The organism is Methylobacterium sp. J-088, from assembly GCF_022829295.1.
GTDB lineage: Bacteria > Pseudomonadota > Alphaproteobacteria > Rhizobiales > Beijerinckiaceae > Methylobacterium.
In genome coordinates this window covers 1-22,121 of the sequence record NZ_JAKSYH010000054.1, presented here as the reverse complement: position 1 = coordinate 22,121, position 22,121 = coordinate 1, and the positions used below count along the sequence as shown (strand labels likewise).

20 protein-coding genes are annotated in these 22,121 nt (G+C 71.3%); 9 read left to right on the top strand and 11 right to left on the bottom strand.

The features are described from left to right. Positions 1 to 18: 18 nt before the first annotated feature. The 4 genes from gntA (at position 19) to MKK63_RS06370 (ending at position 3,988) form a co-directional block, all read left to right on the top strand. On the top strand, positions 19 to 783 hold the full coding sequence (gene gntA / locus MKK63_RS06385) for a guanitoxin biosynthesis heme-dependent pre-guanitoxin N-hydroxylase GntA (RefSeq protein WP_243999811.1): 765 nt from the start codon (positions 19 to 21) through the stop codon (positions 781 to 783). Positions 784 to 858: 75 nt separating this feature from the next. Further along, entirely contained in the window at positions 859 to 1,455 is a 597-nt protein-coding gene (locus MKK63_RS06380) for a DUF1989 domain-containing protein (RefSeq protein WP_243999928.1), read from the top strand. Between the two features lie 301 nt (positions 1,456 to 1,756). Beyond that, on the top strand, positions 1,757 to 3,496 hold the full coding sequence (locus MKK63_RS06375; RefSeq protein ID WP_243999809.1) for a methyl-accepting chemotaxis protein: 1,740 nt from the start codon (positions 1,757 to 1,759) through the stop codon (positions 3,494 to 3,496). 108 nt (positions 3,497 to 3,604) lie between these two features. After that, positions 3,605 to 3,988, top strand: coding sequence for a VOC family protein (locus tag MKK63_RS06370; protein ID WP_243999807.1), 384 nt, complete (start codon positions 3,605 to 3,607; stop codon positions 3,986 to 3,988). A gap of 33 nt (positions 3,989 to 4,021) precedes the next feature. On the opposite strand, the gene MKK63_RS06365 is transcribed toward MKK63_RS06370, so the two are convergent. From MKK63_RS06365 to MKK63_RS06355, 3 genes are read right to left on the bottom strand one after another with little or no spacing between them, the layout of a single operon-like run. After that, a complete protein-coding gene (locus MKK63_RS06365) occupies positions 4,022 to 5,275 on the bottom strand; it encodes a cytochrome P450 (protein WP_243999805.1) in 1,254 nt (417 codons plus the stop codon). A 10-nt stretch (positions 5,276 to 5,285) separates the two neighbouring features. After that, positions 5,286 to 6,554, bottom strand: coding sequence for an NAD(P)/FAD-dependent oxidoreductase (locus MKK63_RS06360; RefSeq protein ID WP_243999803.1), 1,269 nt, complete (start codon positions 6,552 to 6,554; stop codon positions 5,286 to 5,288). Then, positions 6,554 to 6,799: a ferredoxin gene (locus tag MKK63_RS06355; RefSeq protein ID WP_243999801.1), complete on the bottom strand. Its 246-nt coding sequence runs from the start codon at positions 6,797 to 6,799 to the stop codon at positions 6,554 to 6,556. The genes MKK63_RS06360 and MKK63_RS06355 overlap by 1 nt, the downstream gene beginning before the upstream one ends. 181 nt (positions 6,800 to 6,980) lie before the next feature. Between MKK63_RS06355 and MKK63_RS06350 the strand changes: the two genes are divergently transcribed. Next, positions 6,981 to 7,610 (top strand): hypothetical protein, encoded by a 630-nt coding sequence (locus tag MKK63_RS06350; RefSeq protein ID WP_243999799.1) that lies wholly within the window; start codon positions 6,981 to 6,983, stop codon positions 7,608 to 7,610. On the opposite strand, the gene MKK63_RS06345 is transcribed toward MKK63_RS06350, so the two are convergent. The 8 genes from MKK63_RS06345 to MKK63_RS06310 form a co-directional block, all read right to left on the bottom strand. Continuing rightward, complete coding sequence (locus MKK63_RS06345; RefSeq protein WP_243999797.1) at positions 7,580 to 9,349, bottom strand: class I adenylate-forming enzyme family protein; 1,770 nt, start codon at positions 9,347 to 9,349, stop codon at positions 7,580 to 7,582. The genes MKK63_RS06350 and MKK63_RS06345 overlap by 31 nt on opposite strands. Continuing rightward, complete coding sequence (locus MKK63_RS06340; RefSeq protein WP_243999926.1) at positions 9,346 to 10,116, bottom strand: SDR family NAD(P)-dependent oxidoreductase; 771 nt, start codon at positions 10,114 to 10,116, stop codon at positions 9,346 to 9,348. Before MKK63_RS06340 ends, MKK63_RS06345 begins: the two co-directional genes overlap by 4 nt. 251 nt (positions 10,117 to 10,367) lie before the next feature. After that, complete coding sequence (locus MKK63_RS06335; protein ID WP_243999795.1) at positions 10,368 to 11,426, bottom strand: phosphotransferase family protein; 1,059 nt, start codon at positions 11,424 to 11,426, stop codon at positions 10,368 to 10,370. Beyond that, on the bottom strand, positions 11,423 to 12,658 hold the full coding sequence (locus tag MKK63_RS06330; RefSeq protein WP_243999793.1) for an acyl-CoA dehydrogenase family protein: 1,236 nt from the start codon (positions 12,656 to 12,658) through the stop codon (positions 11,423 to 11,425). Before MKK63_RS06330 ends, MKK63_RS06335 begins: the two co-directional genes overlap by 4 nt. Positions 12,659 to 12,908: 250 nt before the next feature. Continuing rightward, positions 12,909 to 14,414, bottom strand: a complete 1,506-nt coding sequence (locus MKK63_RS06325) for an ATP-binding cassette domain-containing protein (RefSeq protein WP_243999791.1) — start codon at positions 14,412 to 14,414, stop codon at positions 12,909 to 12,911. After that, on the bottom strand, positions 14,411 to 15,331 hold the full coding sequence (locus MKK63_RS06320; RefSeq protein ID WP_243999789.1) for a branched-chain amino acid ABC transporter permease: 921 nt from the start codon (positions 15,329 to 15,331) through the stop codon (positions 14,411 to 14,413). The genes MKK63_RS06325 and MKK63_RS06320 overlap by 4 nt, the downstream gene beginning before the upstream one ends. Positions 15,332 to 15,563: 232 nt before the next feature. Then, positions 15,564 to 16,439, bottom strand: coding sequence for a branched-chain amino acid ABC transporter permease (locus MKK63_RS06315; protein WP_243999787.1), 876 nt, complete (start codon positions 16,437 to 16,439; stop codon positions 15,564 to 15,566). Positions 16,440 to 16,458: 19 nt separating this feature from the next. Beyond that, positions 16,459 to 17,718 carry an ABC transporter substrate-binding protein gene (locus MKK63_RS06310; RefSeq protein WP_243999785.1) on the bottom strand — a complete coding sequence of 420 codons (1,260 nt, stop codon included), beginning with the start codon at positions 17,716 to 17,718 and terminating at the stop codon, positions 16,459 to 16,461. A gap of 293 nt (positions 17,719 to 18,011) precedes the next feature. Here MKK63_RS06310 and MKK63_RS06305 point away from each other — a divergent pair, with 293 nt between their 5' ends. From MKK63_RS06305 to MKK63_RS06290, 4 genes are all read left to right on the top strand, one after another. Then, a complete protein-coding gene (locus MKK63_RS06305; protein WP_243999783.1) occupies positions 18,012 to 19,037 on the top strand; it encodes a cyclase family protein in 1,026 nt (341 codons plus the stop codon). Positions 19,038 to 19,427: 390 nt separating this feature from the next. Then, positions 19,428 to 20,378: a 3-hydroxyacyl-CoA dehydrogenase family protein gene (locus MKK63_RS06300; RefSeq protein ID WP_243999781.1), complete on the top strand. Its 951-nt coding sequence runs from the start codon at positions 19,428 to 19,430 to the stop codon at positions 20,376 to 20,378. Beyond that, entirely contained in the window at positions 20,375 to 21,133 is a 759-nt protein-coding gene (locus MKK63_RS06295) for an SDR family NAD(P)-dependent oxidoreductase (RefSeq protein ID WP_243999779.1), read from the top strand. The genes MKK63_RS06300 and MKK63_RS06295 overlap by 4 nt, the downstream gene beginning before the upstream one ends. A 17-nt stretch (positions 21,134 to 21,150) precedes the next feature. After that, the gene (locus MKK63_RS06290) at positions 21,151 to 22,035 is read left to right on the top strand and encodes a 3-keto-5-aminohexanoate cleavage protein (protein ID WP_243999777.1); all 885 of its coding nucleotides are present in this window, start codon (positions 21,151 to 21,153) and stop codon (positions 22,033 to 22,035) included. Positions 22,036 to 22,121: the final 86 nt, after the last annotated feature.

Genomic DNA, 22,121 nt, shown 5'->3' with positions numbered 1-22,121 from the left:
AACATGGGCACGGACCGCATGCAGTTTCCCCGCGACGACCGCGAGCACCCCCGTGCTGAGGCCTTTCGCGATTTCATTCGCAACCCGCCCTTTCCCTGCGTCGGCGCCAAGTCGGCGCTGTCGCGCGGCCGGATGACGATCGTGGTGGCCCGGGATATCGCCTCGGGCTGGGACGACATGCGAATCTATCCCGCCTTGCTCGCCTTCGTGGCGCGCTACCGGCTGAACCCCGACCTGTTCCAGAGCTTCGCGGTGGTGTTCGAGGGCCCCGGCGATCTCTCCGAGGAGGCGTTCGAGCGGAACCTTTGGGCCCGGGCGCAATCGCTCACCGACAAGGATGCGTGGCTCGGCCAGCCGCACGATGCCCGCGTGGCGGACGATCCCGACAACCCGCATTTCTCCTTGAGCTTCGGCGGGGAGGCGTTCTTCGTGGTCGGCCTCCACCCGAATGCGAGCCGCCCGGCGCGGCGCTTCTCGTCGCCGGTTCTGGTCTTCAACCTGCACGCGCAGTTCGAGCGCCTGCGTGCGGAGGGCCGCTATGAGAAGCTGCGCACATCGATCCTGGAGCGCGACCAAGCGCTCGCCGGCAGTGTGAATCCGATGCTGGCGCGCCACGGCGAGGCCTCGGAGGCCCGCCAGTACAGTGGCCGCGTGGTCGGGCCGGAGTGGCGCTGCCCGCTCCAGGCCCGTCCGGAGCAGAAGCCCGATGCGGCAAAGCCCGAGACGGCTTGGCATCCGCTCGCCCTGCCCCTGGACCACTCCCTGCCGGGAACCGGGGCGTGAGCCGGGCGCTTGGCGCGGGCAAGCACTTGGCGCGAAGATGAACGGGCGGGAGATCACGGCGTGAGCGGAGCCAGCATGGATCAGGCGGCGGTGCAGCGGATCGCGCCGCGCTCGGGCGTCGCCTTCGCCCTGGACCGGGGCCAGCGCCTCACGGTGATCGACCCGGACGGCGAGCAGGTGGCCGACCTCGTGGCCTATAACCGCCACGACACGGGCGAGGTGATCTCGTCCGGGCGGACCCTCGACTATGCCAGCCGGATCTATCTCACCACCGGCGACCCGCTCTACTCGAACCGCTCGAACGTTCTGCTGCGCATCGTCGAGGACACGGTGGGGCGGCACGATTTCCTGCTGACCCCGTGCTCGGCCGACACCTTCCGGATCATCTACGGCGATACCGACCCGCATCGGGGCTGCTTCGGCAACCTCGCTGCGGCGCTCGCGCCCTACGGCATCGCGCCGGACGCGATCCCGGTGGCGTTCAACTGCTTCATGAACGTGCCGATCGACGGCGCGACAGGAGCGCTGACCGTAGCGCCGCCGCTCAGCCGGGCCGGGGACCGGATCGTGTTCGTGGCCGAGACCGACCTGATCATCGGACTGACCGCCTGCTCGGCCCTGCAATCGAACAACGGCAGCTTCAAGCCGATCGATTACCGGGTGGAGGACTGAACGCCGTACTGCATGACACAGGACATGGCGCGCGGCACGAGCGGACGATAAGCACACGATGCCTACAATGCGGGTATTTGATCTGGATTAGAAATCTGGATGACCGGGAGTACGTCGCGAGCAACCTGATCGATCGATCGTCGCGCCGATTCACGCTCCGGAGCCGCAGCGATCCAGCGCGAATGTTTGCCATTTACTAACCTGAATAACCGATTCTGGCCCGGCTCAGCGCATCGGCAGCCCTGGTCCGATTCGACGCGGGCGTTCCGACGGCCATCGCCGTCCTCGTTTCGGTGCCCGGATGATCTCCACGCAGACAGACCCGAATTCCGCCGGCCGCATCGCGCCCTGGCAGCGCCTCGCGAACCTCAAGCTGCGCCACAAGCTTGCGGCGGTGATGGCCCTGGTCGTCGTGGCCATGGGCGCCCTGAGCACCCTCAGCGTCCTCGACATCCGGTCCTCGGCGCTGGAGGACCGTGAGCTGATGACGCGCCGTCTCTCCGAGGTGGCCCAGAGCCTCGTCGTCCACTACGAGGCGCTGGCGAAATCCGGCCAGATGCCCACCGAGGCGGCCCGGCAGGCCGCGCTGGCGGCGATCAGCGCCCTGCGCTTCGGCAAGGAGGATTACTTCTTCGTCCTCGCCTCCGACGGGAAACTGATCGCCAACGCCTTCAACGCCAAGAACGTCGGCAAGCAGGTCCTGGATCAGACCGACATCCCCGGCGGCAAGCGCTACTTCGCCGAGATGGTCGAGACCGCCACGCGCGACGGCTCGGGCATCGTGAATTACATGAAGCCGCGCCCTGGCGGGGCCGAGCCGGTCGAGAAGATCGCGAGCGTGCAGATGTTCAAGCCCTGGGGCTGGATCATCGCCACCGGCCTCTATCGCGACGACGTCTACGCGGACGTGCGCAGCCGTGCGACCACGATCGCGCTCTGGTCCGTCGGCCTCGCCCTGCCGGTCGTGGTGCTGCTTCTGCTCATCGGCAACAGCCTGTCGCGCCCGATCCTGCGCCTGACCGCCGCGATGCGCGGCCTCGCCGACGGCGATCTCGCCGTGCCGGTCGCGGACCAGCAGCGCGGCGACGAGGTGGGCGCGATGGCCCGCGCCGTACAGGTGTTCAAGGACGCGCTGATCGCCAAGCGCGCGGCCGACGCCGCCGCCGTGACCGAGAACGAGGCCAAGATGCGCCGCGCCCAGGTGCTGGACGCCGTCACCGCCCGGTTCGACGCCCAGGTGAGCGCGCTCACGCAGGGCCTGGGCTCCGCCGCGGTGGAGATGGAGGCCACCGCCCGGGAGATGACGCGCACCGCCGCCCGCACCACCGAGCAGTCGGTGCGCGTGAGCGCGGCCTCCGAGCAGACGTCGAGCAACGTCCAGACGGTGGCGGCCGCCAGCGAGGAGATGTCGGCCTCGATCCAGGAGATCGCGGCCCGGGTCGCCCAATCCTCGCTGATGGCCGACCGGGCCAGCACCGACGTCGCCCGGACCAACGAACTCATGCAGGTCCTGGCCCAGGGGACCGAGCAGATCAGCGAGGTGATGGGTCTGATCGCGGGAATCGCCGGCCAGACCAACCTGCTCGCCCTCAACGCGACCATCGAGGCGGCCCGGGCCGGCGAGGCCGGCAAGGGCTTTGCCGTGGTGGCGGGCGAGGTGAAGGCGCTGGCCAGCCAGACCGCCAAGGCGACCGAGACGATCGCCAGCCAGATCGCCGCGATCCAGGGCGAGACGCGGCACGCGGTCGACTCCATGCGGGCGATCGGCGGCACGATCGACGCGATGCGCACGGTCGCGCTGAGCGTGGCCGCCGGCATGGAGCAGCAGGGTGCGGCGACCAGCGAGATCGTCCGGAACGTTGCGCAGGCCGCTCAGGGTACCCAGGCGGTGAGCGAAGACATCGCCGACGTGCACAAGGCCGCCGGCGAGACCGGGGCTGCCTCCGGGCAGGTGCTGAGCGCCGCGCAGGAATTGGCGCGCTACTCGGAGCGCCTCGGGCAGGAGGTCTCGACTTTCCTGGCCGCCGTCAGGGCCGCCTGAGCGGCCTCAACCCAGGAGTGGTGGACAGCGCGAGCCGGACCGGAGACGCTTCGAATCAGCCTAGTCCGGGACGGGGCGGATAGGCCCCGTCCCCTGAGAGATCGATCGATGCGCTTCGCCCATGTGGCCTTGTGGACGCGGGACCTCGACGCGGCCGCCGCGTTCTGGCGGGACACTTTCGGGGCGGAGGTCGGCGCGGCGTATCACAGCCGGCGTCGCCCGGGATTCGTGTCGCGGTTCGTGACGCTGCCCGGACCGGGCGCCCATATCGAACTGATGACCGGCCCCTGGGTCGAGGACGAGTCGGCACCGGAGCGCATCGGCTGGGCGCACGTGGCTGTCTCGCTGGGCTGCATCGCGGCGGTGGACGCATTGGCCGCGCGCTGCGCGGCGGGGGGATGCCTCGTCTCGCCGCCCCGGCGGACCGGCGACGGCTTCTACGAGGCGGTCGTCGCCATGCCGGACGGGACGCCGGTGGAGATCACGATCTGAGCCAAGCCTGAGCCCGAACCGGCTGCGCGCCCCTCACACGATCCCGTCGATCGCCACACGCAGGTTCTCCGGCCCGCGCAAGGCAGCGCCCTGCCGGTAAGGCGGCGGATCCGCGATCAGGCGCGGCGCCTTGAGCCGGCGGGCGAGCGCGGTGAGCGCCGCCTCGGCCTCGAACCGGGCGAGCGGCGCGCCGACGCAGTAATGCAGGCTGCCGCCGAAGCCGAGATGGCGGGTGCCGGTCCGGTCCGGATCGAACCGGTCCGGGTCCGGGAACACGGATTCGTCGCGGTTGCCGGCGGCGAGCAGCAGCACGAGATCGGCGCCCTCGGGGATCGTCACCCCCGCGATGTCGATGGCCGCGAGCGTCCGGCGGGTCCGGAACTGCACAGGCGGCTCGTAGCGCAGCAATTCCTCGATCAGCCGCGGCGCCCGCATCGGGTCCTGGCGCAGCCGCTCCAGCTCGTCGGGATGGCGCAGCAGGGTGAGCAGACCGTTGGTGATCAGGTTCACGGTGGTCTCGTGGCCGGCCACCAGCATCAGGATCGAGGTGGCGATCAGGTCGTAATCGCCCATCTTCACCCCCGCCGGGGTGGCGTGGTTGGCGAGCCCCGAGAGCATGTCGTCCTGCGGGTGCTTGCGCTTCTCCTTGATCAGGTCGCCCATGTAGCCGCCGATCGCGTCGAAGGTCCGGCTGTTCTTGGCGCGGATCTCGGGATCGAACAGGCTGTCGGGCTCCAGCGCGGTGGCGAGCTGCGTCGCCCAGCCGTGGAACTTCGGCTCGTCCTCCCGGGGCACGCCGAACAACTCGCAGATCACCGTCACGGGGAGCGGGTAGGCGAGGTCGTCGACCGCGTCGATCTCCCGGGCGTCGCGCTTCCCGTCGAGCAGGTCGGCCACCAGCTTGTCCGAACGGGCGCGCATCGCCTGCACACGCTCCTGGCTGAACTGATGCATCACGGCCGAGCGCAGGGCGTCGTGGTCGGGCGGGTCGCGGAAGATGAAGACCCGGTGCCGGTCCATCATCCAGTCCTTGAGTGGCTTGACGATCAGATCGGTGAGCGGGTTGCCGGTGCGCGGCCGGTCGGCCGGGGGGAGAGTCTCGGAACTGACCCGCGGGTCCTGCAGCAGACGCGCGATCGTGCCGTGGGTCGAGGCCACCCAGGTGCCCGCCTCGGTGCCGTCGTCCTGGCGCGAGACCGGGTTCTGCCGCAGCTTGGCATAGATCGGATAGGGATTCGGCCGGTTGGCGAAGTCCTTGACCTGATCGAGGAGGCTGGAATCGGGCATGGGGGTGACCTCAGGAAAAGCCCGGCTCGAAGATCTCGACACCCTTCGGCCGGTCGGTCGCCGCCCCCTCCGGCGGGAAGGGCGCACCGGTGGCGACCAGCTCGGCATGGGCGGGCAGCCACCGGGCGGAATCCACCGAGACCGCCGCGACGCAGCGCCCCGCCCGGCCATAGAGGGCGATGAAGCGGCCGGACGCCGGATTGCCCTGCGTGATCGCCACCGCGTCGGCGCCCTCGGTCAGTCCGGCGGACTTCACCACCAGATTGCCTTGCGTCGACCAGAAGGTCGGGAGCGCGCCATAGGCCGCATCGGGCGGCGCGCCGGCGAGCAGGCGCCCGGCATGGACGGCCTGCGCCACCGCGTGGCTCCAGTGCTCCAGGGCGACGCGGCGCCCGTCGTAGAGCGGGTGCGGGAAGCGGGCCACGTCGCCGGCCGCCGCGATCCGCGGGTCGGCGTGGCCCTCCGCGTCGAGGACGTAGCCGGCGCCATCGCAATCGACCCCGCCCGGATCCGCCGACAGGCCGGCCCCGTCGAGCCACTCGGTGTTACGCACGGCACCCAGCGCGATGACCGCGACATCGGCCTCGATGCGGCTGCCGTCGGTGCAATGCGCGCGGACCAGCCGGCCGCCTTCGCCCTCCAGCCACTCGACCTCGATGCCGCAGCGCAGATCGACCCCGTGGCCCGCGTGGATCGCCCCGATGAACGCGCCGATCGCGCTGCCGAGGACCCGGGCGAGCGGGGTCGGCCCCGGCTCCACCAGGGTCACGGGCAGGCCGAGGCTCCGGCACAGGCTCGCGACCTCGCAGCCGATGAAGCCTCCGCCGATCACCAGGACGCGCCGGGGGCCGGCCTCCAGCGCCTGCCGCAGGGCGGCGGCGTCGTCCCGCCCGCGCAGGGTGAAGACGCCGGACAGGCGCCCCTCATGTGGGTTCGGCCAGGGGCGGGCGCGGGTGCCGGTGGCGATCAGCAGGCGATCGTAGGGGAGGGTGCGTCCGTCAGCCAGCCGCACCAGACCGGCCCGTCGGTCGAGGCCGGCGGCCGGGGTACCGAGCTGCCAGTCCACGTCGGCCTCGAGGCCGTGCGGCAGGGTGGTGGCATGCGCGGCGATCGCGCCGGCCAGGACGTGCTTGGACAGGGGCGGACGGTCGTAGGGGAGGTGGGGTTCGCCACCGACGATCGTCAGCGGACCGGAAAAACCCGCCTCCCGCAGAGCCTCGGCGCCGCGCAGGCCCGCGAGGCCGGCGCCGACCACGACCGCACGCTCGGGAGCCGCCATCAGGCGCCCCGCCCCGAATCCTCGACGCGGATCGCCTGGACCGGGCAGGCGACGCGGGCCCGTTCGATATCGTCCCGATGCTGCGCGGCGGGAGCCGGATCGTAGAACAAGGCCTCGTGCCCCTCGATGCGGAAATGCTGCGGCGCCGCAAAGCAGCACTGGGCATAGGCTTGGCACAGGTTGAGATCGACACTCACCCTCAGACCGGGCGGGGATCCGGGTGACGCATCGGCGGGGGTGGACATGGCTGGGCAACCGCGCGGGACGCCCCGGGTTCCGCACTGCGGGATCGGTGCGTCAGAGGTGTCGATCTGTCCGCGTCGGTCCCCGTCGAATCGGTACGCCGGAATTTCCTTGCCGCGCGGTTCGGACTAGTATCCGACCGCCGCGCGGGCCCGCCCGATGCGCCGAATCCAGGAGGGCACCATGCCGCACGGTGCACGCACGAGCCTCGCCGCCCTCATCCTGCTGATCGGCGTCGGCGGCGCCACCGCCGAGCCCGCCGCGGGCACGACCTGGACCGACCCGCCGACCCACAAGCCCGCCGCCGAGGCGCCGGCCTCGGACCGGAAGGCGCCCGCGCCGGCCGCGGCGCCCACAGCATCGACACCCGCCGCCGTCGCCGCGGAGGCCCGGCCCGCCCCCGCGCAGCGCAAGATGGCCGCGCGCCATGCGCCGGCCCAGACCACGGCCGCGCGCCATGCGCCGGCCCGGACCACGGCCACGCGAAGCGCGCCAGCCCGGATTGCGGCGCGACGCGCTTCGCCCGAGCGTCTCGAGGCCTCGGTCAGCAGGGCGCGCACCGCCGCGGCACCGCCCCGGGCGATCGTCGGCCCACGGGTCGTCGCCCTGGTGCCGCCGCCGCCGGAGGGCTATGCCCGCTACCGGCCCTACGGGTATGGCCCGGGCTACGGCCCCGGCTATGCCGACGAGCGCCTCGATCGCCTGCACAGCGCGGCAGCCGCCGGCTACCTCGTGGTGCGTCGGCGGACGGTGCAGTTCCCCGACGGCCGGACGCTGCGCGTCTACCGTCCGGACGACGGCGAGCCGTTCTGATCGGGCGGCGGCGCGAACACCGTCCGCAGCGCGGCGCGTAAAATCTTCCCCGCGGGGTTGCGGGGCAGGAGCCCGTCCCAGACCACGATCCGAACCGGCACCTTGAAGGCCGCCAGCCGTTCCGCCGCGAAGGCGCGGATCGCCTCCGGGCTGGTCTCGGCGCCTTCTTCCAGCGCCACGATGGCGCCGGGCTCCTCGCCCAGTGTCGGATGCGGCACGGGCAGCACGACGGCGTCGATCACGTCCGGATGCTCGTAGAGGACGTTCTCGACCTCGCAGCAATAGATGTTCTCGCCGCCGCGGATCAGCATGTCCTTGATCCGGTCGACGATGGTCAGAAAACCCTCGTCGTCCACCCGGGCGAGGTCGCCCGTGCGCAGCCAGCCCGCCGACAGCACGTCGGCGGTCGCCTCCGGGTCGTCCCAGTAGCCGCGGACGATGTTCGGCCCCGTCACGCAGAGTTCGCCGACGTGGCCCGGCGGAAGATCCTGCCCCAGGGGATCGCGGATCCGCACCGCGCAGACCGGCAGCGGCGGCCCGCAGGAATCGGGATGCGCAAAATAATCCTCGGCCTGGTGGTGGGTGAAGGTCGCGGAGGTCTCGGTCATGCCCCAGCCGGTCCCGGGAACGACCTCCGGCAGGACATCGCCCAGAATCCGCACGAGGTCGCCGGCGGCGGGCGCGCCGCCATACGTGATGGCATCGAGGCTCGGCAGCGTCCGCCCGGCCTCCCGGGCCGCGGTGGCGAGCTGCCACGCGATGGTCGGCACGCCGCCGGCACTGGTGCAGCCCTCCCGCTCGATCAGGTCGAGGGCCGCCTGCGCGTCCCAACGGTGCATCATCACGAGTCGGTGGCCGCCGTAGAGGGCCGCCCCGAGGCTCGCATGGCAGCCGGTGACGTGGAACAGCGGGATCACCAGCAGCGCCACCCGCTGCGGCGCGGCAGGGTCGGGCTTCGGCGGGCTCTCGCCCCGGCGCAGGGCGCTGCGCGCCGCCGAGTAGGGATAGGCCATCACCGTGGTGGCGGCCGCCCGGTGGGTGCCGACGGCGCCCTTGGGCTTGCCGGTGGTGCCGGAGGTGTAGAACAGGGTCGCGTCGTCCTCCGGGTCGAGGGCGATGTCGGGCAGGGGCCGGTCGGGGAGGGCGGCCCAGTCCGCGACCGGGCCGAGGATGTCGGTGAGCGGAATCGCCCGGGGATCCGGCCCCATCCGGGGGGAGAAGACCCGCTCCAGGCTGGGGCATTCGGGCAGGTGCGGCGCCAGCCGGGCGAAGCGCGCGCCGTCGGCGATCAGCACCCGCGCCCCGGAATGCTGCAGGCCGTAGGCGAGCTCGGGGCCGGTCCACCACGCGTTGAGCGGCGTCGCGATCGCCCCGGCAAGCAGGGCGCCGAAATAGGCGACCGGCCATTCGGGCAGGTTGCGCATCGCGATGGCGACGCGGTCACCCTTGCGCACGCCGGACGCCACCAGCGCATGGGCCAGGGTCGCAGCAGCGCGGGCGAAGCCCGTGAAGGTCACGCGCTCGTCCTGGTAGACCACGAAGGTCTTGTCCCCGTGCCCACGGGCGATCCGGAACAGGTCGCCCAGCGTCGGCGGGGCCTTCTCCCAGATCCGGGTCGGCACGCCCCGGATGTCGATCGTCGTGATCGGAAAGGGACCGCCCGGGGCGGTGAGCCGCGCCTCGGCCTCGGGGAAGGGCAGGGCCGGCCAGCCGGCGGGGATGCGGGGATCGGGGCTCATCGGGCGATGGTCACGCCACCGTCGATGACGAGCGCCTGCCCGGTGACGAACCGGCCGGCCGCGGAGGCCAGGAACACGGCGGCGCCCGCGATCTCGTCGGGCTCGCCGATCCGGCGCAGGGGCGCGGCGTCCGTGGTGGCGGCCAGCATGGCGGGATCCTCCCACAGGGCCCGGGCGAAATCGGTGCGGATCAGGCCCGGGCACAGGCAGTTCACCCGCACGTTGGCGGGCCCGTATTCCACCGCGTAGTTGCGGGCGAGCTGGAGATCGGCGGCCTTCGAGACGTTATAGCCGCCGATCACCGGCGAGCCCTTCAGTGCCCCGATCGAGGAGACGAGGATGATCGCCCCGTCCCGCCGCGCCACCATGCCGGGGGCGACCATCTGGATCAGCCAGTGGTTCGACAGGACGTTGTTCTCGAGGATCTTTCGGAACTGCGCGTCGGTGATGTCGGCGAGCGGTCCGTAATAGGGGTTGCTGGCGGCGTTGCCGACCAGCACGTCCACCGGACCCAGCCGCTTCTCGGTCTCGGCGACGAGATGTTCCAGCTCCTCCTTGACCGAGATGCTGGCGGGGATCGCCACGGCGCGACCGGCGCCGTGGGCGGCCTCGATCTCGGCGACGACCGCGTCACAAGCCTCGCGCTTGCGCGAGGAGATCACCACCCGGGCGCCGTGCTCGGCCATCCGCAGGGCGATCGCCCGCCCGATGCCCCGGGACGAGCCGGTGATGAGGGCGACTTTGCCGGTCAGGTCGAACAGCGACATGGCGTGATGTTGCCCAGGTTGCGATGACACGCGCCCTCCCTCCCCCCTCTGCGGGGGAGGGTGGCCCCTGCGTCAGCAGGGGTCGGGAGAGGGGCAGCGCGACGGTTCAGGATTTCACCCCCGGCGCGCCCAGTCCGGAAACCGCGCTCCCCTCTCCTGACCCCCTTCGGGGGCCACCCTCCCCCGCAGAGGGGGGGGAGGGGGACGCGCGGGTCCCGGCGGCGTTGTGCTCTGTCGGCCCCCGCCCATCCTCACGCCCCCGCCCGCTCGGCGAAGCCCCAGGCCGCTTCGGCGAGTTTGGGCACCCGCGCCGCCATCGCGGCGGCGTGCTCGCTGGCGGCGTTGCCGGCCTTGGCGCGGGCCGCCACGCCCTGAAGGATGCCGACCAGCCGGAACAGGTTGTAGGCGAAGTACCAGTCGAGGTCGGGCAGGTCTTTGCGGTCCGCCGCCCGGCAGTAGAGCGCCACGGCCTCGTCCCGGGTGGGGATGCCGAGCGCCGTCAGGTCGAGGCCGCCGAGCCCGCTGCGCCCGTCGGCCGGCAATGCCCAGTGCATCAGCAGGTAGCTGAAATCGGCCAGCGGATCGCCGAGCGTCGACAGCTCCCAGTCGAGCACCGCGCTGACGCCGCCGTCGCGGGAAAAGATCAGGTTGTCGAGGCGGTAATCGCCGTGGACCACGCAGGCGCCCTGTTGCTCGGGCACCGTCTTGGGCAGCCACGCGATCAGCCGCTCGACATCCGCCAGGCGTCCGTCCTCGGCGGCGCGGTACTGCCGGGTCCAGCGGTCGACTTGCCGGGCGAAGTAGTTGCCGGGCCGCCCGTAATCGGCGAGCCCCGCCGCCTCCGGGTCGATGGCGTGGAGGCGCGCCAGCGTGGCGATCATGCCGGCATAGTGCCGGTGGCGGGCGTGCGGATCGAGGCCCGGCAGGGCGCCGTCCCAATGCACGGCGCCGTCCACCGCCTCCATCACGTAGAAGGCCGCGCCGATGATCTCGGAGTCTTCGCACAGCGCGAACGGGCGCGGCACTGGAAAGCCCTCGCCGTAGAGGGCACCGATCACCCGGAACTCGCGCTCCACCGCGTGGGCCGAGGGCAGGAGCGGGCCGAAGGGTTTCCGGCGCAGCACGTAGGCCTGACCCGGCGTATCGAGCCGATAGGTCGGGTTCGACTGGCCGCCGCGGAACTGCTGGACATTGAGCGGGCCCGCATAGCCGCGGACGTGCCCGTCCATCCAAATGGAAAGCTTCGCCTCGTCGATCCGGTGGCGCGGCGCGACCGGCTTCACGCCGGAGAAGACATCGGCCTCGCTCATGCCCGCTCCCGGGCATTGGTGTAGCGCCCGAATTCCAGCCGGGCGATCGCGCGGTTATGGACCTCGTCGGGCCCGTCGGCGAGCCGCAGGGTGCGGATATGGGCGTACATCCGGGCCAATCCGAAATCCTCCGACACGCCGGCCCCGCCATGGGCCTGGATGGCGTCGTCGATCACCTTCAGCGCCACCCGTGGCGCCGCGACCTTGATCATGGCGATCTCGAGCTTGGCCCCCTTGGCGCCGACCGTGTCCATCATGTCGGCGGCCTTCAGGCAGAGGAGGCGGGTCATCTCGATGTCGATCCGCGCCTCGGCGACCCGCTGCTCCCAGACCGACTGCTCACTGATCCGCTTGCCGAAGGCGACCCGCGAAACCAGCCGGCGCGCCATGGCCTCCAGCGCCACCTCGGCCGCCCCGACGGTGCGCATGCAATGGTGGATGCGGCCGGGCCCGAGCCGCCCCTGCGCGATCTCGAAGCCGCGCCCCTCGCCCAGGATCAGGTTCTCGGCCGGCACGCGAACGTTCTCCAGCACGACCTCGCCGTGGCCCTTGGGGGCGTCCTCGTAGCCGAAGACCGGGAGCAGGCGCTCGACGCGCAGGCCCGGCGTGTCCATGGGCACGAGGATCTGCGATTGCTGGCGGTGGCGCGGGGCCTCCGGGTCGGTCTTGCCCATCAGGATCGCGATCCTGCAGCGCGGATCGCCGACGCCGGTGGACCACCACTTGCGGCCGTCGACGACGTAATGGTCGCCGTCGCGGCGGATCGACGTCGCGATGTTGGTGGCGTCCGAGGAGGCGACCTCCGGCTCGGTCATCAGGAAGGCCGAGCGGATCTGCCCCGCCATCAGGGGCTTGAGCCACCTCTCCTTCTGGGCGGGGCTGCCGTAGCGGTGGAGCACCTCCATGTTGCCGGTGTCGGGCGCCGCGCAGTTGAACACCTCCGAGGCGATCCCGACCCGGCCCATCGCCTCGGCGCACAGGGCGTAATCGAGGTTGGTCAGGCCGGCGCCGCGGTACGCGTCGGTGTCGTGCTCGGGGGCGGGCGGCAGGAACAGGTTCCACAGGCCCTCGGCCCGGGCCTTATCCTTCAGCCGCTCCATCGTGGGGGAGGGCTCGCGGCTCTCCGCACGCTCGGCCGCGACCGCGGCGGTTGCCGGCAGGATTTCGGCATCGATGAAGGCGCGGACGCGGGTCAGCCAGTGCGTCTGGGACTGGGAGAGGGTGAAATCCAAGGCGTCCGCTCCCTGTGTTTTACGAATGGGCTCGCGAGCCACGCGTCTCCCTCCCCCCTCTGCGGGGGAGGGTGGGCCGGCCGTCAGGCCGGGTCGGGAGAGGGGAACCCGGGTTCAGGGAAGGGCGGTGCAGACGTGCGAGCCAGTGCCATGTCCTGCCTCGTCGCTCCCTTCTCCCGACCCTCGCTGACGCGAGGGCCACCCTCCCCCGCAGCGGGGGGAGGGAGAGCCGCGCGTATGACAGCGTCCCTCACAGATAGGCCGCCCCCATCTCACTGGCGAAACGCTGCGGCGGGCCTTCCCAGACGATCCGCGCCTGTTCCAGCACGTAGACCCGGTCGGCATGCGGGAGCGCGAAGGTGACGTTCTGCTCGCCCAGCAGCACCGTGATCGGCGTGGTCTGCCGTAAGCGCTCCAGGGCCTTCGACAGCAGCTCCAGGATCACCGGCGCGAGCCCGAGCGTCGGCTCGTCGAGGATCAGCAGGCGCGGGCGCATCATCAGCGCCCGGGCGATGGTCAGCATCTGCTGCTCGCCACCCGAGAGCGTGCGGGCGGTCTGGCCCTCGCGGGCCTTGAGGATCGGGAACAGCTCGTAGAGCCATTCCCGCTGCTTCGCGCTCTCGGCCTTCGGGAAATGCTGGCCGCCGAGGTCGAGGTTCTCGCGCACGCTGAGATCGCCGAACAGCTCTCGGGTCTCGGGCACCTGGACGATCCCGGCGCGCGCGATGGCGGCGGGCTTCATCCGGGCGAGGTCCCGGCCGCCGAACCGGATCGTGCCGGAATGCGGCACGAGGCCCGAGATGGCGTTGAACAGCGTGGTCTTGCCGGCGCCGTTCAGGCCGACCACCGAGACGAACTCGCCCTCGTGAACGTGGATCGAGGCGGCGCGCAGGGCCTGCGCCTTGCCGTAGAGCACGTCGACGCCCTCGACGGTGAGCAGCGAATCCGGCTTGAACGCGGCCTCGGGCCGGGCCGCCGTCTCGATGCTTCCGCCGAGATAGACCCGACGCACGGTCGGGTCGGCCATCACGGATTCGGCCGAGCCCTCGGCGATGCGCTCGCCGAGATACATGGCGAAGACCCGGTCCACGAGGGCCGCGACGCTCTTCACGTTGTGGTCGACGAGGAGGACGGCCTTGCCCTCGTCGCGAAACCCCCGGATCAGCTCGGAGAAGGCCGCGACCTCGCCGCCGGTCAGGCCGGCGAAGGGCTCGTCGACCAGCACCACCCGGGGGTCGCGGGCGATGGCCTTGGCGAGTTCCAGCCGGCGCAGGTCGGCGAAGGGCAGGGTGCCGGGCCGCCGGTCGATGACCGCGCCGAGGCCGACCCGCTCGGCAATTTCCTTGGCGCGTCGCGCGACGTGGGGATCCGCGGACAGGCGGATCAGGCTGTCGGGCAGGAGCGCGAGGCTGATATTCTCCAGCACCGTCTGCCGCTGGAGGGGCCGGGCATGCTGGAACACGAGGCCGATGCCGGAGCGTGCCACCCGGTGGGCCGGCATCCCGCCGATCTCGGCGCCGTCGAGGCGGATCGAGCCGGCGCTCGGGCGCTCCAGGCCCATGATCAGCTTCATCACGGTGGACTTGCCCGAGCCGTTCGGGCCGATCAGGCCCAGGATCTCGCCAGGCCGCAGGTCGAGGTCGATAGTCTTGACGGCGACGAGGCCGCCGTAGCGCTTGGTCAGACCGCGCACGGTGAGGCAGGGCTCGGCCAGCACGGGGGACACGGCTGGCGGGGGCGCCACGGCGACGGTCATCGGGCTCTCCGGAGCGATCCGAGGCCGAGCAGCCCCGACGGCACGAACAGGATCACCAGCAGCGCCACCGCCGAGACCACGAAGGTCGAGAGGCCGCCGAGCGGGCGCAGCAGCTCGCCCGCCGCGATCAGGAACACGGCGCCCACAGCCGCACCCACGATGGTGCGCCGGCCGCCGAGCACCGCCGCGATGATCACCTGCACGCCGACCGACGTGTTGATCAGCGTGCCGACCGAGGCGGTGCCCATGTAGAACACCACCAGCCCGCCCGCGAGGCCCGAGAAGGCGGCGCTGACCGCGAAGGCCGCGAGCTTGTGCTTGGCGACGTTGAAGCCGAGCGCCCCGGTCACCACCGGGTCCTGGCCGGCGGCCTGGAGGATCAGGCCCACGGGCGAGCGCGCGATGACGGTGAGGATGAGCCCCGAGACCGCCATGAAGCCCAGCGCCAGCCAGTAATTGGTGTCGGCGTCGATCGAGATGACGTCGGGCACGGTCAGGCCGATCTCGCCGCCGGTGAGGTCGGAGAACACCACGATCATGTTCTGCAGGAGCAGCACCGCCACCAGTGTGATCAGCCCGAAATACGGCCCGCGCACCTTCAGGGCCGGCAGCGCCAGGGCGAGGCCGCCGACCACGGCGAGCACGGTCCCGGCCGCGAGGCAGTAGGGGATCGGCAGTTCGTAGCGGTTGTTGAGGATGCCGGCGCCGTAGGCCCCGAGCCCGATCAGGAAGGTCGGGCCGAAATTCACCTCGCCGGCGAAGCCGAAGAGGAGGTCCCAGGCCATCGAGAACACGCCGAAATAGTACGCGATGGTCAGGAGGCCGAGGATGTAGCCGGAGACATACCAGGGCAGGGTGGCGGCCGCCGCGATGGCGAGGATCGCGATCCAGAAGCCGGGGGTGGTGAGGAGCTTCATGATTGCTCGCTGCGGGCAGGGATCTCCCTCCCCCCTCTGCGGGGGAGGGTACCCTGCGAAGCAGGGGGGGAGAGGGGAGCGACGGTGCAGAGCAGGGCTGTTGCCTTCATGAAGGTCGCGCTCTTGCCTGAACCCGGCTTCCCCGCTCCCGACCCGGCCTGACGGCCGGCCCACCCTCCCCCGCAGAGGGGGGAGGGAGAGCGGCGGCGCGGGACAGCCATGGAAAGAACCATCACCGCCGCCCCAGCAGACCCTGCGGGCGCAGGTACATCACAGCGACCAGCAGCAGCAGCGCCGGGATCACCCGGTAGGCCGGGGAGATCAGGTAGGCGGTGGCGGTCTCCAGATACCCGACCACGTAAGCCGCGATCAGCGAGCCGGTGACGCTGCCCAGTCCCCCCAGCACCACGATCGAGAAGGCGCTCGCGGTGAGCGGTCCGACCGAATACGACGACACCCCCAGAAACATCCCGAGCAAGACCCCGGCGATGCCGGCCAAGAGCCCGTAGATCGCCCAGACCGCCACGTAGATCTTGCCCATGTCGTGGCCGAGCAGCGTCACGCCGCGCGGGTTCATGGAGGCGGCGAGCAGGACCTTGCCGGCCCGGGCCCGGTTCACGAACAGCCAGAGCAGGCCGATCACCACCCAGCAGATCAGCGCGGTGAACAGCTCGTTCTTCGGCGTGCGGACGCCCGCGATCTCGACCACGCCCTCGATGAGCGGCAGCACGGTCTTCGGGTTGTCGGTGAAGAAGTAGGCGACCAGCTCCTGGATCATGATCCCCCAGAGCAGCGTGCCGGTCAGCACGAAGATCTCTTTTTCTTCCCGCGGGATCGCCCGGCTGCGCTCGATCGGCGCGACGACGGCGAAGTAGGTGACCAGCGCCCCGGCCAGCCCGCACAGGACGCCGATCGCCGCCCCCGCGTAGGAGCCGAGCCCGAACAGAGCCGAGGCCGCCCAGGCCGCCACCGCGGCCATCACCATCAGGGCGCCGTGGGTCAGGTTGAGGACGCCCGAGACCCCGAAGATCAGGGTGAAGCCCATCGCGCCGAGCGCGTAGAGGGCCGAGATCGCGAAACCGTCGACGAGGATCTGGAGGCCGATCACAGCGCGCTCCCCGCCCGACTTACTGGACCGCCGGCTTGACGGCGGGCGGCAGGACCAGGGTCCCGTTGGCCGTGGCCGCCGGCCAGATCGACACCTGCTTGCCGTTCTGCCACTGCCCGAGCACGCTGGTCATCAGGCCCGGGCCGTACTGGATCGAGTGGGTGAACGGCTCGTCCTTGCCGTAGAATTTCAGGTGCCCGACCGTGCCGACATAGTCGGTCTGCTCCAGGGCCTCGACGAGCTTGTCGGCCTCCGTAGAGCCCGCCCGCTTGATCGCCTCGGCGGTGTAATGGACGGCGTCATACGCCATGAAGCCCGCGTAAGAGGGCGCCCCGCCGAAGCGTTTGGCGAAGGCCTCGGAGAAGGGAATCGTCTTCTCGGTGAGCGCCACGCCCGGCAGCGCCACGCTGTCGAACAGCACGCCCTGGGTGCCGCCGTTGGTGTTCGCCCAGAAGGTCGAGGAGGTCGCCTGCCCGCTGATGCCCGTCATGGCGATCGGCACCTGCTGGTTCTGCCACTGCACGGTCGGCTGCACGCCGACATGGGCGATGCCGGTGACGATCAGGTCAGGCTTGGCCGCCTCGATCTTGTTGTAGATCGGCGTGAAGTCGCCCGTGTCCGGCGAGAAGCGGACATGCTCCACCACCTTCAACCCGGATTTCGGCAGGCATTCCTCGTAGGCGGCGTCCAGCGGGCGGGTCCAGGCCGCGTCCTCGCTCATGATCGCGGCGGTCTTGGCCTTGAGCTTATCGATCAGCACCTCCTTGGCGGAGTCGCAGACCGCCTGCGCCAGGGCGTGCGAGGTCAGGTAGCCGTGGAAGGTGTACTTGTTGCGCGCGTAGTCCTTGTGGACGTTCACACTGATCTCGTTGGAGGCCGCGCCGGGCGTGATCATCGGCGTCTTGAGCCGGGCCGCCCAGGGCATGAGCGCCAGCACGACCTCCGAGATGTAGCTGGCGATGACGAAATTGACCTTGTCCTCGGACACGGCCCGCTGGAACGCGCGCACTGCGTCGGAGGCGGAGGACTTGTCGTCGTAGGTCACGACCTGGATCTGCCGTCCGTCGATCCCGCCCTTGGCGTTGATCTCGTCGGCGGCGAGCTGCACCGCCGACGAGATCGAGGCCCCGGCCACCGACTGCGCCTCGGCGATCACGCCGATCTTGATCGGCTCGGCGGCCCGCGCCGACCCCGCGAGCATCGAGCCCGCCGCCAGCAAAGCAGGCAGCATGCGCCGGATCTGAGCGGGCCGGACGACGGCACGCGCGGTCTCGGTCATCGGCATTTCCTCAATCGAGCGCCCGAATTTTTTATTCGCGGGCTTGGGACCGACTGTAGCCGGGGCTCGACGGATCACAAGGGGCGTGCGTCGCAAGGCGGGTGACGTTTGAGGCGCTTCGTTCGCGCCGCGGGCTTCCGGGTCCGGCGGCCTGGGCCTAGGCTCGCGTCGGGTCCCGCTGAAGCGGCCTCGACGGCCTCGAAGAAGGGCGCACGACAGGTGAGGAACGCACGCGCTTTCGGGCCCGGAACCAGTCCGGGCCGCGGCGCCCGGCCAGGCCGGGTGCCCACCCCATGAGCCTGCGCTGGACGCGGCGGCCGGAGGGCTCGACCTGGGGCGATTTCGGCCCCGACGACGAGCGCGGGCGCTTGAACCTGCTGACGCCCGAGAAGGTGCTGCAGGGCATCGCCGAGGTGCGGGAGGGCCTGACCTTCTGCCTCAGCCTGCCGCTCGATCTGCCCGGCGGCAACGTCCTGAACCCGCGCCGCCACCCGCCGCAGATCACCCCGACCCGCCGGGCCAACGGCCGGCCGAACATGAACTTCCCGGTCTGCGAGGAGGTCGAGGGCGCCACCGACGTGATCTGCGACGACCGCGCCCTGATCCACCTGCAATACTCGACGCAGTGGGATTCCCTCGCCCATGTCGGGTCACTGTTCGACGCGGACGGCGCGGGCGCGGCGCCGACCTTCTACAACGGCTTCCGCGGCGGCCGGGACATCGTCGGGCCGAGCACGCAAGAGGCGGCCGACCAGCCGTCCCGGGCGAAAAAACTCGGGATCGAGCGGCTGGCCGAGACCGGCATGCAGGGCCGGGCCGTGATGATCGACCTGCGCGCCCATCTCGGCGACGCCAAGGTGAAGGTCGGCTACGAGCAGCTCGCGCGGATCCTGGAGGCCGACGGCGTCGTGGTGGAGCCGGGCGACATGGTCTGCCTGCACACGGGCTTCACCGAGCGGCTGATCGCCATGGGCGGCGCGCCCGATCCGAAGCTGGTCCACACGCTCTGCGCCGGGCTCGACGGGCGGGACCCGCGCTTGCTCGACTGGATCACCCGCACCGGCCTGTGCGCGCTGATCGCCGACAACTACGCCGTGGAAGCCTACCCGGCCGGGCCCGGCCCTGCCTGCTGCGCGACGCTGCCGCTCCACGAGCACTGCCTGTTCAAGCTCGGGGTCAATCTCGGCGAGCTGTGGCACCTGACGCCGCTCGCCGACTGGCTGCGCGGGCATGGGCGCAACCGCTTCCTGCTCACGGCCCCGCCGCTGCGCCTGCCCGGGGCGGTCGGCTCGCCGACGACGCCGATCGCCACGGTGTGAGGGGAGAATGGAAGCTCTGGCGTCGAAGCTCATGAACGCGCGATCGCAAACGCATCTCCCTCCCCCCTCTGCGGGGGAGGATGGCCCGACGGGCGCTCTCTGCGTCAGCAGGGGTCGGGTCGGGACGAAGTCCCGCGAGAGGGGAGCGCGGTGTCCGGATCTGGCGCAGCCTTCATGGAAGCCGGCGTTCAATACTGCACCGTCGCTCCCCTCTTGCGGGACTACGTCCCGGCCCGACCCCCTTCGGGGGCCACCCTCCCCCGCAGAGGGGGGAGGGAGAGGGCGCGGCCGGTCGGGACCGATAAGCCTTCGCCGTAACCAATTCCGTGAGCGGCGCTCCGTACGTCCGCCAGCGTCTCGAACCGACATCCCGCAGAATGGGCCCGCCGCATGACCGAGATCGCGATCGTCGGCGGCGGACTGATGGGGCACGGCATCGCCCTGGTGCTGGCACTCCACGGGCACGCGGTCCGCATCACCGACACGTTGCCCGAGACCCGCGCGCGCATACCGGCCCTCATGGGATCGGCGCTCGCGACCCTGCAGGAGGCGGGCGCCGCCCCGGCGGGCTGGGATGCCGACAGGCTCAGGACGGCGGTCCGGGTCGAGGCCGAGCTCGAACCGGCTCTGGCCGGCGCCGGCCTTGTGATCGAGGCGATCACCGAGAACCCTGAGGCCAAGCGGGCGCTCTTTTCCGAACTCGACCGGCTCTGCGCAGCCGACACGATCCTGGCCAGCAACACCAGCTACCTCGACGTCTTCCCGCTGATCCCGGAAGCCCGGCAGGCGCGGGCGCTGATCCTGCACTGGTACACGCCGCCCTACATCGTCGATCTCGTCGACGTGGTGCCGGGACCCGGCACCGATCCGGCGGTGGTCAGCGCCATGGCCGAGCTCGTGCGCGGCCTGGGCCAAGTCCCGATCGTGCTCAAGCGTTTCATCCCCGGCTACATCGCCAACCGCATCCAGCAGGCGATCAGCGCCGAGGTTTTTCAGCTCCTCGACGAAGGCGTCGCCGCGCCCAAGGACATCGACGACGCGATCATCCACGGCCTCTCTTTACGCATCCCGATCCTCGGGCACCTCGCCAAGGCGGATTTCACCGGCCTGGAGCTGACGCAGCGGGCGCTCGCCAACGCCAGCTACGCACCGCCGCCGCCGCGCACGCGCTCCGAGACCCTGGACGCGCTGTGCGCCGAGGGCCGGACCGGGGTGATGGCCGGCAAGGGCTATTTCGACTGGGGCGGCCGCCCGCCGGAAGACCTGTTCCGCGAGCGCGACCGCAAGCTCCTGGCGCTCAAGGCGGCGATGGCCGGGATCGGCCGGATGGAGGGGACATGATCGGGGCGGATCTCACCGGACGGCGCGTCCTCGTCACCGGGGCCTCGTCGGGCATCGGGCTCGCGACGGTGGCGATGTTTGCGCGCAACGGCGCCACGGTGGCGCTGAACCACCTGCCCGACGATCCTCGCGGCCCCAGAGAGGCCGAGCGGCTCGCCGGGGACGGTTTCACCGTCTTCGCCCTGCCCGGCGACGTGTCCGAGCCCGGCGCCGCCGAGGCGATGGTGGCGGCCGGGATCGACCGGCTCGGCGGCCTCGACGTGCTCATCAACAATGCCGGCACGGCGGGCACCACCACGCCCATCGCGTTCGAGGACCTCGACGCGATGACCGAGGACTTTTGGGCCATGATCCTGGCGACCAACCTGCTCGGGCCGTTCCGCTGCGCCCGGGCCGCGGCGGCGGCGCTGAGGGCCGGCCGGGGCGCCATCGTCAACACCGCCTCGGTGGCGGGGCTCGGGCGGCGGGGCTCGTCGGTGGCCTATTCGGCCAGCAAGGCCGGGCTGATCAACCTGACCCGCAGCCTCGCCCGGGCGCTGGCCCCCGACGTGCGGGTCAACGCGGTGGCGCCGGGCCTCGTCGCCACGCCCTGGACCGAACCCTGGCCGGAGGCGCGCAAGGCCGCCACCGTGCAGCACACGATGCTCCGCCGCATGGCCCGGCCGGAGGACGTCGCCGAGACGATCTTCTTCCTCGCCGCAGGGGCGGCCTACATCACCGGCGAGACCGTCACGGTCGATGGCGGGGCGATGTGAGTTCGGGGATACCCAGGATGTCGCGAAAAACCGTCATCACCTGCGCCCTCACGGGTTCCTTCGATACGCCGAGGAAGAACCCGGCCGTGCCGGTGAGCCCGGACGCCATCGCGCGATCCGCCCTGGAGGCGGCGTCCGCCGGGGCCGCGGTGGTCCACATCCATGTCCGCGATCCCGCCACCGCCGCGCCCAGCATGGAGCTCGCCCATTACCGGGAGGTGGTGGAGCGGATCCGCGCGAAGAACGACGCCGTGATCCTCAACCTGACCACGGGGGCGGGGGGCCGGTTCGTGCCGGGCGATCCGGATCCCTCGGTGGCCGGATCCGGCACGACCTTCGTGGGCCCGGAGGCCCGCACCCGGCACGTCACGGCGTTGCGCCCGGAGATCTGCACCCTCGACGTCGCCACGATGAATTTCGGCGAGCACCTGTTCCTCAACACCCCCGCCCACCTGCGGGCCATGGCGGGGCAGATCCGCGACGCGGGCGTGAAGCCGGAGATCGAGGTGTTCGATCTCGGCCAGATCGAGCTGGCCCGGCACCTGATCGCCGAGGGGCATCTGGCACGCCCGCCCCTGTTCCAGATCTGCCTCGGCATCCCCTGGGGCGCCCCGGCGACACCCGAGGCGCTGGTGGCGATGCGGGCGCGGCTGCCGGAGGACGCGATCTGGTCGGCCTTCGGCATCGGCCCGGCGGAATTCCCGATCCTGGCGGTGGCGGCCGGGATGGGCGGCAACGTCCGGGTCGGTCTGGAGGACAACCTGTACCTGTCCCGGGGCCGGCTGGCGCCCAGCAACGCCGCGTTGGTCGAGAAGGCGGTGAGCCTGCTGGCCCACATCGACCGCGAGCCGGCCACGCCCGATCAGGCGCGGGCGATGTTTGGGTTGGCGCCGCGGGCGTAATCACCCGCGCGCCTGCCGCGGATCTCCCTCTCCCCTCTGCGGGAGAGGGTGGCCCCTGCGTCAGCAGGGGTCGGGAGAGGGGAGCG

Bases quoted from the DNA above. Each gene is read 5' to 3' on its own strand.
- gntA (WP_243999811.1), top strand. From the start codon at position 19: ATGCAGTTTCCCCGCGACGACCGCGAGCACCCCCGTGCTGAGGCCTTT.
- MKK63_RS06380 (WP_243999928.1), top strand. From the start codon at position 859: ATGGATCAGGCGGCGGTGCAGCGGATCGCGCCGCGCTCGGGCGTCGCC.
- MKK63_RS06375 (WP_243999809.1), top strand. From the start codon at position 1,757: ATGATCTCCACGCAGACAGACCCGAATTCCGCCGGCCGCATCGCGCCC.
- MKK63_RS06370 (WP_243999807.1), top strand. From the start codon at position 3,605: ATGCGCTTCGCCCATGTGGCCTTGTGGACGCGGGACCTCGACGCGGCC.
- MKK63_RS06365 (WP_243999805.1), bottom strand. From the start codon at position 5,275: ATGCCCGATTCCAGCCTCCTCGATCAGGTCAAGGACTTCGCCAACCGG.
- MKK63_RS06360 (WP_243999803.1), bottom strand. From the start codon at position 6,554: ATGGCGGCTCCCGAGCGTGCGGTCGTGGTCGGCGCCGGCCTCGCGGGC.
- MKK63_RS06355 (WP_243999801.1), bottom strand. From the start codon at position 6,799: ATGTCCACCCCCGCCGATGCGTCACCCGGATCCCCGCCCGGTCTGAGG.
- MKK63_RS06350 (WP_243999799.1), top strand. From the start codon at position 6,981: ATGCCGCACGGTGCACGCACGAGCCTCGCCGCCCTCATCCTGCTGATC.
- MKK63_RS06345 (WP_243999797.1), bottom strand. From the start codon at position 9,349: ATGAGCCCCGATCCCCGCATCCCCGCCGGCTGGCCGGCCCTGCCCTTC.
- MKK63_RS06340 (WP_243999926.1), bottom strand. From the start codon at position 10,116: ATGTCGCTGTTCGACCTGACCGGCAAAGTCGCCCTCATCACCGGCTCG.
- MKK63_RS06335 (WP_243999795.1), bottom strand. From the start codon at position 11,426: ATGAGCGAGGCCGATGTCTTCTCCGGCGTGAAGCCGGTCGCGCCGCGC.
- MKK63_RS06325 (WP_243999791.1), bottom strand. From the start codon at position 14,414: ATGACCGTCGCCGTGGCGCCCCCGCCAGCCGTGTCCCCCGTGCTGGCC.
- MKK63_RS06320 (WP_243999789.1), bottom strand. From the start codon at position 15,331: ATGAAGCTCCTCACCACCCCCGGCTTCTGGATCGCGATCCTCGCCATC.
- MKK63_RS06310 (WP_243999785.1), bottom strand. From the start codon at position 17,718: ATGACCGAGACCGCGCGTGCCGTCGTCCGGCCCGCTCAGATCCGGCGC.
- MKK63_RS06305 (WP_243999783.1), top strand. From the start codon at position 18,012: ATGAGCCTGCGCTGGACGCGGCGGCCGGAGGGCTCGACCTGGGGCGAT.
- MKK63_RS06300 (WP_243999781.1), top strand. From the start codon at position 19,428: ATGACCGAGATCGCGATCGTCGGCGGCGGACTGATGGGGCACGGCATC.
- MKK63_RS06295 (WP_243999779.1), top strand. From the start codon at position 20,375: ATGATCGGGGCGGATCTCACCGGACGGCGCGTCCTCGTCACCGGGGCC.
- MKK63_RS06290 (WP_243999777.1), top strand. From the start codon at position 21,151: ATGTCGCGAAAAACCGTCATCACCTGCGCCCTCACGGGTTCCTTCGAT.